Annotated in this window: 16 protein-coding genes; 1 reads left to right on the top strand and 15 read right to left on the bottom strand. The window is 43.7% G+C overall.

Translation table 11 applies throughout. The features are described from left to right. Positions 1 to 37: 37 nt before the first annotated feature. The 14 genes from ACQRBN_RS17005 to ACQRBN_RS16940 all read right to left on the bottom strand — a co-directional run bounded on the left by ACQRBN_RS17005 (position 38) and on the right by ACQRBN_RS16940 (position 10,970). Positions 38 to 454, bottom strand: coding sequence for a putative ABC transporter permease (locus ACQRBN_RS17005; protein WP_427740275.1), 417 nt, complete (start codon positions 452 to 454; stop codon positions 38 to 40). A gap of 197 nt (positions 455 to 651) precedes the next feature. Next, positions 652 to 2,070, bottom strand: a complete 1,419-nt coding sequence (gene miaB, locus ACQRBN_RS17000) for a tRNA (N6-isopentenyl adenosine(37)-C2)-methylthiotransferase MiaB (RefSeq protein WP_427740274.1) — start codon at positions 2,068 to 2,070, stop codon at positions 652 to 654. A gap of 24 nt (positions 2,071 to 2,094) precedes the next feature. Beyond that, the gene (locus ACQRBN_RS16995; RefSeq protein ID WP_427740273.1) at positions 2,095 to 3,459 is read right to left on the bottom strand and encodes an MATE family efflux transporter; all 1,365 of its coding nucleotides are present in this window, start codon (positions 3,457 to 3,459) and stop codon (positions 2,095 to 2,097) included. 14 nt (positions 3,460 to 3,473) lie between these two features. Further along, positions 3,474 to 3,656, bottom strand: a complete 183-nt coding sequence (locus ACQRBN_RS16990; RefSeq protein ID WP_427740271.1) for a DUF4250 domain-containing protein — start codon at positions 3,654 to 3,656, stop codon at positions 3,474 to 3,476. A 14-nt stretch (positions 3,657 to 3,670) separates the two neighbouring features. Continuing rightward, entirely contained in the window at positions 3,671 to 4,231 is a 561-nt protein-coding gene (locus tag ACQRBN_RS16985; RefSeq protein ID WP_427740270.1) for a 5-formyltetrahydrofolate cyclo-ligase, read from the bottom strand. Further along, entirely contained in the window at positions 4,209 to 4,430 is a 222-nt protein-coding gene (locus ACQRBN_RS16980) for a DUF896 domain-containing protein (protein WP_427740269.1), read from the bottom strand. Before ACQRBN_RS16980 ends, ACQRBN_RS16985 begins: the two co-directional genes overlap by 23 nt. A gap of 83 nt (positions 4,431 to 4,513) precedes the next feature. After that, the gene (locus ACQRBN_RS16975) at positions 4,514 to 4,894 is read right to left on the bottom strand and encodes a hypothetical protein (protein WP_427740268.1); all 381 of its coding nucleotides are present in this window, start codon (positions 4,892 to 4,894) and stop codon (positions 4,514 to 4,516) included. 46 nt (positions 4,895 to 4,940) lie between these two features. After that, entirely contained in the window at positions 4,941 to 5,762 is an 822-nt protein-coding gene (locus ACQRBN_RS16970; RefSeq protein ID WP_427740267.1) for a pyridoxamine kinase, read from the bottom strand. Between the two features lie 2 nt (positions 5,763 to 5,764). Then, positions 5,765 to 7,435 (bottom strand): putative polysaccharide biosynthesis protein, encoded by a 1,671-nt coding sequence (locus ACQRBN_RS16965; protein WP_427740266.1) that lies wholly within the window; start codon positions 7,433 to 7,435, stop codon positions 5,765 to 5,767. A gap of 12 nt (positions 7,436 to 7,447) precedes the next feature. Then, the gene (gene ybeY / locus ACQRBN_RS16960; protein WP_427740265.1) at positions 7,448 to 7,942 is read right to left on the bottom strand and encodes an rRNA maturation RNase YbeY; all 495 of its coding nucleotides are present in this window, start codon (positions 7,940 to 7,942) and stop codon (positions 7,448 to 7,450) included. Beyond that, the gene (locus tag ACQRBN_RS16955; protein ID WP_427740264.1) at positions 7,939 to 8,958 is read right to left on the bottom strand and encodes a PhoH family protein; all 1,020 of its coding nucleotides are present in this window, start codon (positions 8,956 to 8,958) and stop codon (positions 7,939 to 7,941) included. Before ACQRBN_RS16955 ends, ybeY begins: the two co-directional genes overlap by 4 nt. A 3-nt stretch (positions 8,959 to 8,961) precedes the next feature. Then, positions 8,962 to 10,239, bottom strand: coding sequence for a sporulation protein YqfD (locus ACQRBN_RS16950; protein ID WP_427740263.1), 1,278 nt, complete (start codon positions 10,237 to 10,239; stop codon positions 8,962 to 8,964). A gap of 12 nt (positions 10,240 to 10,251) precedes the next feature. Next, entirely contained in the window at positions 10,252 to 10,557 is a 306-nt protein-coding gene (locus ACQRBN_RS16945) for a YabP/YqfC family sporulation protein (protein WP_427740262.1), read from the bottom strand. A gap of 50 nt (positions 10,558 to 10,607) precedes the next feature. After that, positions 10,608 to 10,970 (bottom strand): hypothetical protein, encoded by a 363-nt coding sequence (locus ACQRBN_RS16940; RefSeq protein ID WP_427740261.1) that lies wholly within the window; start codon positions 10,968 to 10,970, stop codon positions 10,608 to 10,610. A gap of 166 nt (positions 10,971 to 11,136) precedes the next feature. On the opposite strand from ACQRBN_RS16940, the gene ACQRBN_RS16935 reads away from it, so the two are divergent. Next, entirely contained in the window at positions 11,137 to 11,712 is a 576-nt protein-coding gene (locus ACQRBN_RS16935) for a pseudouridine synthase (protein WP_427740260.1), read from the top strand. Here ACQRBN_RS16935 and mscL read toward each other — a convergent pair. After that, on the bottom strand, positions 11,709 to 12,140 hold the full coding sequence (gene mscL / locus ACQRBN_RS16930; protein ID WP_427740259.1) for a large conductance mechanosensitive channel protein MscL: 432 nt from the start codon (positions 12,138 to 12,140) through the stop codon (positions 11,709 to 11,711). The genes ACQRBN_RS16935 and mscL overlap by 4 nt on opposite strands. Between the last annotated feature and the right edge of the window lie 90 nt (positions 12,141 to 12,230).

Raw genomic sequence — 12,230 nt, 5'->3', positions numbered from 1 at the left:
GGATAATAATGTTGTTTATGCGTATGGGACTTAATGGTTATAGTACGTGGTAGTGGGGTTTTTCTTCGCCGTAGAGCCAGTAGGTTAGGTAGCCGCCCAGGAAGATTCCCAGAGTGCAGAGACCTGAGAATATGATGATGAAGGGGAGGCAGATCTGGCCAAATAGCTGGAAGGGTTGGTTGGTGTAGTCCCATACAGCCAGATGGAGCCATTTGTTTACTATGATTCCGGTGATGAATTCCATGGCGGTTACGAAGGTGATGCAGCGGAGAATCTGGCGCCATAATGGGTCTTCCCAGTGGACCATCTGACCTTGGAATGTGATGAATACAAGGCAGATTCCACCTAACACGAACATGGACCAGTGGGAAAATCCACGGAAAAATATTTCAAAAGAATAGTAAAGACACCCTCCAAGTGTCCATAAAAATAAATATTCACTCAATTTTTTCATGAAAAAACGCCCTCACTTGTGTTATCTATACATAGTGTGAGCGTTTTGGGATTATAATATGGGTGGTATTTATTCCCGCAAGCAACGAGCCAAGCGGACATGCTGGCATGTCCATTTGGCGACTGCCGCGTGGGTCAAAGACCCCGATGCTTGCATCGGGATCTTTGACTTCAAAACTCTGCTTTTCTTGTCATTTTTTAATCTGCAAGGCTTCCCAGATAATAGAACCCCTTGCATTCTGTCAGATGCACATCGACCAACTGTCCAATCAATTCCTGACTGCCTTCAAAATGTACCAGCAGGTTATTGCTCAGGCGTCCTGTCACCATGGAACTGTCATGATCGCTTACAGATTCTACCAGAACGGTCTGTGCGGTTCCTTCATGAACTGAACATACTTCAGAGGCTATGGTCTGCACTTCTGAAAGAAGTCTGTCAAAACGGTCTTTGATGACATCTTCCGGCACTTGATCTTCCATAACGGCGGCAGGTGTTCCGGTTCTCTTGGAGTAGATGAAGGTGAAAGCACTGTCATAGCGAACCTTTCTTACGATATCCAATGTCTCCTGAAAATCTTCTTCCGTCTCGCCCGGGAATCCTACGATGATATCCGTTGTAAGGGAGATGTCAGGTACTGCTTTTCGAATCTTCTCTACCAGTGTCAGATACTGCTCTTTTGTATATCTGCGGTTCATCTCTTTCAGTATTCTGGAACTTCCGGACTGAACCGGGAGATGCAGGTGCTTGCAGATCTTCTTAGACTGCCCCATGACTTCAATCAATTCATCAGACAGATCCTTCGGATGCGAGGTCATAAAGCGGATTCTCTCAAGCCCTTTGATCTTTTCAATCTCGCGGAGTAACTGGGCGAAGGTCATCGGCGTATCCAACGTCTTGCCGTAAGAATTCACATTTTGTCCAAGCAGCATGACTTCTACAACTCCGTCCGCAACCAGTCTTTCAATCTCACGGATAATCGCCTCTGGCTTGCGGCTTCTTTCACGCCCTCTTACATACGGCACGATACAATAGCTGCAGAAATTATTGCAGCCGAACATAATATTGACACCGGACTTAAAGAAATACTTCCGTTCGTTCGGAAGATCTTCTACAATCATATCCGTATCCTTCCAAATATCAATGACCATGCGTTCTGATTCGAAGCGTGTAACAATTAATTCTGCGAATTTGAAGATATTATGCGTACCAAAGATGATATCTATGAAATGATAACTCTTCTTCAACTTCTCCACGACTTCCGGTTCCTGCATCATGCAGCCACAGAGGCCGATCATCATATGTGGGTTCTTTTTCTTGCGAGGTTTTAACTGTCCCAGGCGTCCATATACTCTGGTATTGGCATTCTCACGAACGGTACAGGTATTGTAGATTACAAAGTCAGCCTTCTCTTCTTCTGCCTCCACATAGCCGATTTTTTCCAGAATTCCCCGGAGTTTCTCCGAGTCTCTGGCGTTCATCTGACAACCAAAGGTTGTTACGCAGAAGGTAAGTGGTCTCCCTAATTCTTCAGATTTTTTCTTTACATAACCACGTGCCTTTTCCATAAAGTCATACTGACGCAACGTTTCTGTATCTTTTTGATTTTCCAACATCATATATTTATTCCTCCTTCGCACACCCTATTCTCTGGTAATATTCTTCAGCCATCCGTATCTTTTATAATGCCTGTATATAAACGGCATTTTGTAGAATTCATCTCCCATCAGGAACAGATAAACCCAGATTGGCGGCAGTTTTATGAAAAATGCCAGGATGAACCCCATCGGAATGACCCAGCACCACAGAGTCACCGCATCGCATAAAAAGCCAAATCTGGAGTCACCGCCGGAACGGAATACAGACCCGATCCAGGTACTGTTCAACGCCATGCCGATCACATAATATGCATTGATGAACAGCATAATACTGAGATACCATTTTGCCTTTGCATCCAGATGTCCCATCGTCAGGAAAAACGGACGTAACACCAGAATCAGGATTCCTCCGAACGCCCCGAACAAAAAAGAAAGCCTCAGAAACCGTTTGGCATAGTCTTTTGCCAGTTCCAACTGGTTCTCTCCAAGCGTACGCCCCAGTATGATCGCACATCCACTGGCCGCGCCAAAGCAGAATACCGTGCCCCAATTTCTTGCTACTACGGCAATCGCATTGGCTGCCACCACATCTGTTCCCAGATGCCCCAGTATTACCGAATACATAGACCATCCTACGCTTGCCACTACATCATTGGCAAGCGCCGGAAGTGAATATTTCATAAAATCAAGGAACAAAAGCCTTTCTCTTGCCCATAAGTATGAGATACGGATTTTCGCCAGGCAGTTTCTGGCCGAATCAACCAGGCAGATAGCAAGTTCTACTGCCCGGGCAATGCAAGTGGCAATTGCGACACCCGTAAGACCCATCCTTGGGAAAAATCCAATTCCAAAGATGAAGCAGGCATTCAATACAACGTTCAGAATCAGGCTGATGGATAAGACGACTGTACTGAGCCGCACACGTTCCACACACCGCTGTACACACAGATACATCTGCGTAACTGCTGAAAATATGTAAGTCATGCTGATAATCTTAAGGTAGATCATCCCCGCTGCAATCACCGCTGGATCCTTGGTATAAAAGCGCATCACAGTTTCCGAAAAAAAGCATACGACAAACGCAAATCCCAATGCAAAAATCAGAGAGATTCGAAGCGCGATTCCCAGGATCTTTTCTACCGTAACCAGATCTCGTTTTCCCCAGTACTGCGATGCAAGAATTGCGGAACCTGATGATACGCCGTAAAAAATAAAACTCAGGATATTATAAGGCTGGTTTGCCAGCGAAGAGGCTGTCAGCGATATTTGATCTACATAGCCCAGCATGATGACATCTACAGAACTGACCAACGTATTGACCATATTCTGAAGAATGATCGGAAAAATGATCGCAAAGACCATTTTATAAAAAGTTTTATCTATCGGCTGTCTTTTTGTCAAATGGTTCATGGTCACATTCCCCTTCAGACAAACTGCTGTCTGGATTCATCGTATTCGTAATCAATTTCTTTCAAGCGTTTTATAATCTCCTCTTTCTCTACATGCATATCCTCACACAATGCATCCAGAGTATGATAGTAATCACGAATCTTTGTATTGACCACGCTTAACAATAGCATGGGATCATTTGGTAATCCTGTTAGCATGAGTTTTCTCTCCTTTATTGAATCACTCTTGTCTCCGTAATGAGCACTTTCGGTTTGATATCATGGATTTCCCCTGGAACTTCCGGGAATATCTGGAAATCGAACGCAATTGCTATAGTATGTATATCAGAATGCTCTGATAGATATCGATCATAATAACCACCGCCATAACCGACTCTGCCACGATTTAAATCAAAAGCGACTCCTGGCATAATCATAAGATTACACCGGGTATCTTTTGAATCACTGGTCTCCGAAAGTATCTCCGGCTCCAGAATCCCGTGTGCTCCGGGCCTTAATTCCTGAAAACTGTTAATACATCCAAAACGCATGGTTTTGCCAACTACCTTCGGCACCCAGACACGTTTGCCAAGTTTCCAGGCCTCCTCCATAATCTTTCGTGTTCCGGCTTCATTCTGATAATCAACATAAGAATAGAGATCCGTTGCTTCAAGAAAAAATGGATGCGATATTACAGCAGATGCAATATGATCTGTCTTTTCTTGCCAATCAGAATGCTCCATACACTTCCGCGCCCGATACACCTGCTGCCTAATTGCCTTTTTGGTTTCCATATTTCTCCCCCAGATTCGTAATACTTCCATCCTTTTCTTTAATCGAGATATTATTCAACTGACCTCGAAGATTCCGTTTAAAAGAATCAATATATTCCCGCCGCAAGATCTGCTGCTCCTTTTGCTCATCGGCAGTCAGCCCTTCTGCTTTTGACTTATGATACAATTCATTAATTCTCGCAATTTTCCGCTCGTCCATCTCTTTCGTCCTTCCACATCACATTTTCTATGATTAATTCCGTAACCTATCTTACACTATCTCTTCCCAGAAGTCCACCTCTTTCAGCTTGAATAATTCTCCAAAAACCCATACAATTCCGAAGCGTCTTCCACATATTTCCCATTCCGTATCTCATCCCTCAGAGAAGCCGGCAGTTCATCATACAGGATATTCGTATATTCATAAGGTGTTGTCTTATCACTCAGATATACAACAACATATCCATTCACTTCCATCAGATAATAACAATCATCTTTCAGCGCCTGGCCGTCAGCCGCCACCGTTGGTTCAGGGGTCGCTGCTACAGCATTCTGCTCCTCTTCTGTGACTTTTGTCTCTGCGCGTTCTTTTGCTTTCTGAAAACTCAACTGATATGCTCCTGTTATAAGCATCATCGCAATAATTGTGATTACAAAAAAACCGATACCATACTTATTTCTCATAAGGACAACTCCTTTTTTAGTATAGTATCGGTTAAAATCTGTTTATTTATACAAGTTTGCGCAAAGTTTTCTCAATCAGAAGACCTTCTCTTTCCGGATAGTCATAATTCTGGCTCTCCTTGATACAGGCACATACGAATGCATGAGAAGCCTGTACGCTTTCCAGTAAAGAATAGCCCTGAAGGAACTTGGCAAGGAACATTCCGTCGAAAGCATCTCCCGTGCCATGATATTCGCCTAATACTTCGCCGTTGCCCAGATAGAGGAAGGAATCATCTTCATAAAGCACAATCCCTTTCTTGCAATCATCCTTTGGAACACTTGTGATAATCATGTCAAAGGAACCGTATTCCCGTAACGCTTCGCACAGATGCAATACATTTCTGTGGTTCCCTGTGATTAAGTATTCTTTTCCTGTAAGAAGGTAACATTCGGTCAGATTCGGGAGTATGACATCTGCATATGGCAGCAGTTTCCTCATGGCTTCTCCATAAGAAGCATCGAAGTTACTGTAGTAATTACCGTGGTCTCCCATAATGGGGTCAAGGATTACCCTGGTATCCGGAAACTGACAGATAAAATAGATTACCGATTCTATGATATCTACATGTCCAAGATAGCCGATAAAGATTGCATCAAACTGAATCCCCTGCTCCTTATAGTGATCAGCACAAGCCTGGATATAATCTCCCGGTATATGGGCTGTTGCCGGCTTACCATATCCTCCGGTATGGGTCGACAGAAGCATCGTAGGAATCGGACACGACTCAATTCCCATTACACTCAATATCGGCATCATATTCGTAAGTGCAGCCTTCCCTACTCCACACAGATCATGAAGCAGTGCCACTTTTTTTACTGGTCTCATCTTTAGTGGTATTCTCCTCTTATCAAACGTAATTTTCTGCATATGGATACAAGTGTTGCACCTTTAGGCATACCCAGCATCTCTTCTTCTGTAATTCCGCCAAGCAGTACCATAGTAACACCATATGTAATCATAGCAACGAATAATGAAATCACTGTTGCAATCCGCTCTCCTGCGAATAATTCAAATAGCAGATGAATCACTACCGTAACAGCACCCATAATCGCAGATGCGATAATCGGAATGACAAAGGTTCGTTTTTTCTCCTGCACATAACCGATTCGTTCTCTGAGGGCATGTGCATTCAATATGCAGATTGCGCCAGAAAATACAATCTTGCTTAATACAACTGCATAAATATTCCATTTGAATACTACCATCATTAAGAATAATGAGATGGTATGGATGAGCAGTGAGATTGCCGCATTCTTTACCGGAGTCATCATATCATCCAATCCCTGAAGTACAGAATTGGTCACTGTAGACAGACAGAAGAACACGACGGAGATTGCACCCATCTGCAGCATAAGTGCAGCTGTTTTATTATCCTCCGTGAAAAATAGAAGATCCATAATTGGTTTTGCCAGTACGATGAATCCTACTGCACACGGAATCGCAATCATCATATTGAATCTTGTAACAGTATTGATTTTATTATGTACCTGTTTGCGGCTTCCAGTCTGTACCGTTGCAACCAGACTTGGAATCAGAGAGGCTGCCAACGCACTGGACACAGACAGCGGTACATTGATCAATGTATTATACTGGCTTCCGAAGATACCCATAAGGCTTGCATATTCTGTCTTCTTGAAGCCTTGTGCCGCCATAATGTTGTTGAAAATGGCGGTATCCAGAAAGTCACTGATGTTATATACTGTCGCACTTAAGATTACGGGCGCAATTGTCAGGAACAACACCTTATAGATCCGTTTGTAATTCTCTTTCTTACGGCTTCTGTCCCTTCTCATCTTGCGCTTGAATATCTTCCGGTAAGCCAGGAAGATCAGTGCAACTGTAAGCAGTGCAAAGAAAGCACCCGCAATCGTACCGATCGTTCCGCCTGCAGCAGCATATGCCGCACCGTAAGACTTGTCACCCCTGGTCTCAGCGATATTCTTTCCAGCCTGGAGAAGAAGATAGGCACCGACAATAGATGCCACTGCGTTAACAACCTGCTCCAGCACCTGGGAGATCGCCGTAGGAACCATAGAACCTATCCCCTGGAAGAATCCCCTTAATACTCCAAGCAGTGCAACCACAAGAATACACGGCGCCAGAACACGTAGCGCATAGACACTCATATCCATAGACATAACTGTTGTAGCGATAAAATCGGCTCCCAGGAAGATAATCAGGGATACCAGTCCTCCTGCAAGCAGCGCGAACATCATAGCACATCGAAATACTTTATAAGCATTCCGGTATTGTCCGACAGCAATCCTTGCTGACACCAGTTTGGATACCGCCAGAGGAAGACTGTAAGAAGTCAGCATCAGCGCAACCGTATAGATTGAAAATGCCACATTATAGTATCCCATACCTTCAGTTCCCACGATATTCGTAAGGGGAATGCGGTATACCGCTCCAATAATCTTGGTAATAACTCCGGCGATTGCCAGGATAGATCCCTGGACCAGAAAATTTTTCTCTTTTCTTTTTCGTTGTTCTGCCATAACTACTCCATCTTATCGTAAAATATTCAATCGATTCATAATCTCATTCTGCTTTGCTTCCATAATCCGGCGTTCTTTGTCTTCCATATGGTCGTAACCAGTTAAGTGTAACATAGAATGCGCGATTAAAAAAGCATATTCTCTCAAAATAGAATGTCCATATTCTTCTGCCTGGGCGATCACTTTCTCTTTAGAGATCACAATATCTCCCAGCATCAACTCGCCTGATTCCGGATGAAAACATTCCTCCTGCTCTTCCAGAAAATCAAATGTACCAGGCTCAGGGTACTCTACCATCGGAAACGACAATACATCTGTCGGTCTGTCAATTCCACGGAACTCCAGATTCATCTCATGGATCTGTTCATTCATCGTCAGCAGAAGATTCACTTCTGCCTCATAAGGACATTCTACATAATCAAGTGCTGCTTCTACTACCTGCTTGGCAACCTTTTGACATTTTAAAGGAAGTGTTAATTCCCCTTCTTCATCAAAATACAGTGTCATGATCTTCTCCTCTTATCACGATTCTTCGTTTCTTTCCCTTTCTCTCTGTTTCGGCTTCTTCCTTTATTCTCGTATTCTTCATATGCCTTTACGATTCTCTGCACCAGCGGATGACGCACAACGTCCTTGCTGGTCAGATGGCAGATGCTGATATCTTCAATATCCTTTACTACATTCGTCGCCACATCCAAACCGGAGATCTGTCCGGACGGAAGGTCCTTTTGCGTAGCGTCTCCTGTAATCACGACCTTAGAGCCGAATCCAATTCGAGTAAGGAACATCTTCATCTGTGCAGGTGTCGTATTCTGGGCTTCATCCAGAATGATGAATGCATTATCCAATGTCCGTCCTCTCATATAAGCAAGGGGAGCAACTTCGATCAGCCCCTTCTCAGAATTCTTAAGAAAACTCTCCGCTCCCATAATCTGATACAAGGCATCATATAACGGACGCAAGTAGGGATCAATCTTACTTTGCAGATCTCCCGGAAGGAATCCTAATTTCTCGCCTGCTTCAATAGCAGGTCTTGTCAAAATGATTCTTCCCACCTCGTTATTCTTGAATGCTGTAATCGCCATCGCCATAGCAAGATAAGTCTTACCTGTTCCGGCAGGTCCGAGTCCGAATGTAATCATCTGCTTTCGAATGGCATCCACATACTTCTTCTGCCCCAGAGTCTTGGGCTTGATCGGTTTTCCTTGCAGGGTATGGCAGATGATATCTTTGTCAATTTCCAGCACACCCTCTTCGCTGTCTTCCATCACCAGTGCAAGCGTATAATCCACATTCTGCTCCTGAATCGTATTCCCTCTGCGGGATAATTCCACCAGCTGGCCTAATACCCGCTTCGCCTTCTCCACGTTAGCGGCATCTCCCATAATCTTCATGCTCTCTCCTCTGGCGATTAGGGTGACATGAAGTGTTCTCTCTATCTTCTTAGCATAAGCATCAAACTGACCGAACACATTGCTTTCATGCTCGGCCGGAATACCAATGACTGCTTCCATTAATCCCATTCGCTATTCTCCTGTCTCATCTTGTTCTTCTTTTACCGGAATCTCCAGTAACTGCGCTGGGGCCTGTGTGCCGATTGGCATGAGAACCGTCAGATCTCCCTTTGCTTCGGCTTTCGCTGACCCTGTGTATATTTTAACATCATTCCGAATAATTTCTACCCCTTTTTTCTCCAAATCCGCACAATATCGCTGAAAACTTCTGCTTAATAACTGCTGAAGTTCTTTTTTTGTGTATTTTTCTTTTGTTGCCTTATACGGAGAAACGGTTCTCTTTCCATAGTAGATTGGAAGATAGAGACCTTTGCCAAGCCGTAACTGATGGAATTCACCATGCATCTCCCATGACTCATACGGATTCTTAATAGAAGCAAGCCGAATGCGATACTGTCCCAACTGGAGAAAATACTCCTCTTTATGCACCTCTGAATATTCTTTCACCAGATAAGTATTCGCTATCTCATCCTGATATGCCAGTGTCGTCTGACCTAAGATATCAGCATCAGATTCATGATACTGATAAGTAATTGTCTCTCCTGCATCATTCATAACCGGAACCTGTCCGGAGATCAGGACATCCCCCTTCTTCACTTCAGTTCCCTCCTTAACCATAGGGATACCTTTTCGAGGAATGATTTCTGTCACAATGCAATCCTGATCAGCAACAATATCCGTCGCCTGTTCTTTTGGAACGGAATTCTGTTCATCAGCAGTTTCCTGAGCCGCCTCATCAGTAGCAGGAATCGAATCCTCATTCTCTTTTACCTGGATCATCAGACGAGTGCCCTGGATCGAAGCAGACACCCAGATGATATCGTCATACTCTTTGCGAATATCCTTTACGATTCGCGCACAGTCCACCTGTGATTTGGGCATTCCGTTTTTTACATCCTGAGACTCAAGGAACTCAAGCAGTGTCTCGTCCGTACGAGTCTGATTTCCTGTAATATCAATATTCCAGATATATCTTGACATCAGAAATATCAATGCCACACATAGAAATGCTCCTGCAAAGAACAGTTTGCGCCTGCGATATTTGTGTAAAAAAAAAGGAAGACCGAACCGTCTCACAATCGTTACTTTTGTTCCTGTCTTCCTGATGATCGGTTTTAACTGCCGGAATCCCTGAATAGAGATATTCATCTCATAGGCGCCCCCGACCGGCTGCAAGCCCCATAGCAGAATCCCTTTATGACTGCATGCATTCAGGAATCTCTCTGTCGAATAGCCTGTAACCCGGATGCGGATATATCCTTTGATGTATCTGATAACTTTTAACAGCAATGCGATACCTCCTTAATGCTGATATTCAATGGACACAATATGTCCACTCACTTTCATCTCATCATTGGTATAATATACAACCTGAAGTCTCTGCCCGGCAATTCGGATCTGCCCGGATTTTGTCTGGATGCGTATCAGCGTATCCGTATATTCAATGATGCCCCGGTAATTCTCCAGACATAGTTCTGCCTGCCCGGTGATCGTTAGCACGGGCATTCCCATTGCGACATCTTTAGGCAGTTCTGATAATTCTGCGATTTTATTTTTGAAAGAGCGGCTTTCATCTTCCTGTCTTACTCTGCGTCTTTTCGATTCCATAGAGATGCCATTCATAGAGTTTGTAGTAATCTATGCGGCACGGACGCATATTATGCCAGAAGATGCGCGAAACCAATCTTGAACATAGATGACAGGAAGGTCATTCCCCAGAGAATTCTGCGTTCCTCTCGCCTGTTGCTGCTTAGTCTATGTATGTCTTTGCAACGCTCTTTTAATCTTGATGTTCCTTCTGACAGATCCTTCAAGATCTTAAGTCCTGCCCAGAATTGAAGCATGGTAAATACAAACAATATGAAACTTCGAAGCGGCTTCTTGCTTCCTGGTACAAATCTATCTGGCAAAGTTCTTCTGGTTGACATTCTTTTTATCAGATAATAAATACCTGTAGACAATCCGATAAGAGTTGATATATGATGAATCCATGTACTGATTGTTAATTCTTTTTCTCGCATGCTGTAATCCTCCTGCTGATCTTATTCTAATATAATATTGTCCTAGATCTATTGTACAGGATTTCCGGATTCACATACAGAAAAAGCGTTCGCAAATTTTTTACATAATTCGAGGTGTTTCGTATTATCGTTTTATCTATCTTAACAGGAAGGGATGCAAGGTTCGATGCACTATTATATGTTTCACAAACCCTACGGATGCGTTACTGCTCACAGAGATGACTGCTATCCTACGGTGATGGATTATTTTAAAGAATTACAGAATGACAGATTGTCTCCGGTGGGACGTCTGGATCGCGAAACAGAAGGACTGCTTCTAATCACGGATGACGGGCATTGGAACCAACAACTGATCCATCCTGCACATCATGTGGAAAAGACGTATGAATTTGTTGCAATGGGAACTTTGGATGACGCAAAACTTGAACGGCTTCAGAACGGCGTTCTTTTAACAGGTGCTACGACGCTTACAGCACCGGCGAAAGTGAAAGTTACCGGCAACAGTATCCTGGCTGAGGTTCTTCCCTCCCTTCATCCTGAAGTTCAGGCCAAATCCGCGCATAATCGCCCGGACCACCCGATTGTCTTCGGGCAGATCACGATAACGGAAGGGAAGAAACGTCAGATTCGCCGGATGATGAAAGCAGTTGGATGCTGCGTCCTTGCCTTGAAGCGTATCTCGATAGGCGAGATCATATTAGACCCTGCGTTGAAGCCGGGGCAATGGAAAGAAATCCACTAATCATCCAGATTCATCTCTTCCAGCACCGATGTACAGTGTGGACATCTGGTTGCATCAATAGCTATCTCACTCTTGCAGTAAGGACAGACTTTCGTAGTAACAGTCTCTTCTTCTTCTTTCTTAGGCACGAACCTTGCTGCCGCGTTATTCATGGCCTTGATGATAATAAAAAGCACAAGTGCCATAATCAGAAAGTTGATGACAGCAGTTAAGAACTTTCCATAGTTCAAGGTAACCTCGCCCAGAATATTCCATGATAACTTATCGAAGTTCACTCCTCCGAACAGTCCTAGAATCGGGTTGATAATATCTTCTACAAAGGAAGATACAATGCTGGTAAACGCACCGCCGATAATGATACCTACTGCCATATCCATGACATTGCCACGGCTGATAAATTCTTTAAATTCATGGATGAATTTTTTCATGATTAAGTCCTCCTCACATCTTTTCTTCACTGTTATCAGGCAGGACTTATTGTATCATAAAGCGCATAATTTGTCGAATTATATGTTATT

This window comes from Bariatricus sp. SGI.154 (assembly GCF_050313795.1).
Classification (GTDB): Bacteria; Bacillota; Clostridia; order Lachnospirales; family Lachnospiraceae; genus CAMBRQ01.
Note: the sequence above shows the minus strand (reverse complement) of the source record. Positions and strands in the feature narration are given on the sequence as shown.

Excerpts from the sequence above, each read along its gene's own strand:
- ACQRBN_RS16985 (WP_427740270.1), bottom strand. The coding sequence starts at position 4,231 with ATGGAAACCAAAAAGGCAATTAGGCAGCAGGTGTATCGGGCGCGGAAG.
- ACQRBN_RS16995 (WP_427740273.1), bottom strand. The coding sequence starts at position 3,459 with ATGAACCATTTGACAAAAAGACAGCCGATAGATAAAACTTTTTATAAA.
- ybeY (WP_427740265.1), bottom strand. The coding sequence starts at position 7,942 with ATGACACTGTATTTTGATGAAGAAGGGGAATTAACACTTCCTTTAAAA.
- miaB (WP_427740274.1), bottom strand. The coding sequence starts at position 2,070 with ATGATGTTGGAAAATCAAAAAGATACAGAAACGTTGCGTCAGTATGAC.
- ACQRBN_RS16935 (WP_427740260.1), top strand. The coding sequence starts at position 11,137 with ATGCACTATTATATGTTTCACAAACCCTACGGATGCGTTACTGCTCAC.
- ACQRBN_RS16970 (WP_427740267.1), bottom strand. The coding sequence starts at position 5,762 with ATGAGACCAGTAAAAAAAGTGGCACTGCTTCATGATCTGTGTGGAGTA.
- ACQRBN_RS16940 (WP_427740261.1), bottom strand. The coding sequence starts at position 10,970 with ATGCGAGAAAAAGAATTAACAATCAGTACATGGATTCATCATATATCA.
- ACQRBN_RS16945 (WP_427740262.1), bottom strand. The coding sequence starts at position 10,557 with ATGGAATCGAAAAGACGCAGAGTAAGACAGGAAGATGAAAGCCGCTCT.
- ACQRBN_RS16980 (WP_427740269.1), bottom strand. The coding sequence starts at position 4,430 with ATGGACGAGCGGAAAATTGCGAGAATTAATGAATTGTATCATAAGTCA.
- ACQRBN_RS17005 (WP_427740275.1), bottom strand. The coding sequence starts at position 454 with ATGAAAAAATTGAGTGAATATTTATTTTTATGGACACTTGGAGGGTGT.
- ACQRBN_RS16990 (WP_427740271.1), bottom strand. The coding sequence starts at position 3,656 with ATGCTAACAGGATTACCAAATGATCCCATGCTATTGTTAAGCGTGGTC.
- ACQRBN_RS16965 (WP_427740266.1), bottom strand. The coding sequence starts at position 7,435 with ATGGCAGAACAACGAAAAAGAAAAGAGAAAAATTTTCTGGTCCAGGGA.
- ACQRBN_RS16975 (WP_427740268.1), bottom strand. The coding sequence starts at position 4,894 with ATGAGAAATAAGTATGGTATCGGTTTTTTTGTAATCACAATTATTGCG.
- mscL (WP_427740259.1), bottom strand. The coding sequence starts at position 12,140 with ATGAAAAAATTCATCCATGAATTTAAAGAATTTATCAGCCGTGGCAAT.
- ACQRBN_RS16955 (WP_427740264.1), bottom strand. The coding sequence starts at position 8,958 with ATGGGATTAATGGAAGCAGTCATTGGTATTCCGGCCGAGCATGAAAGC.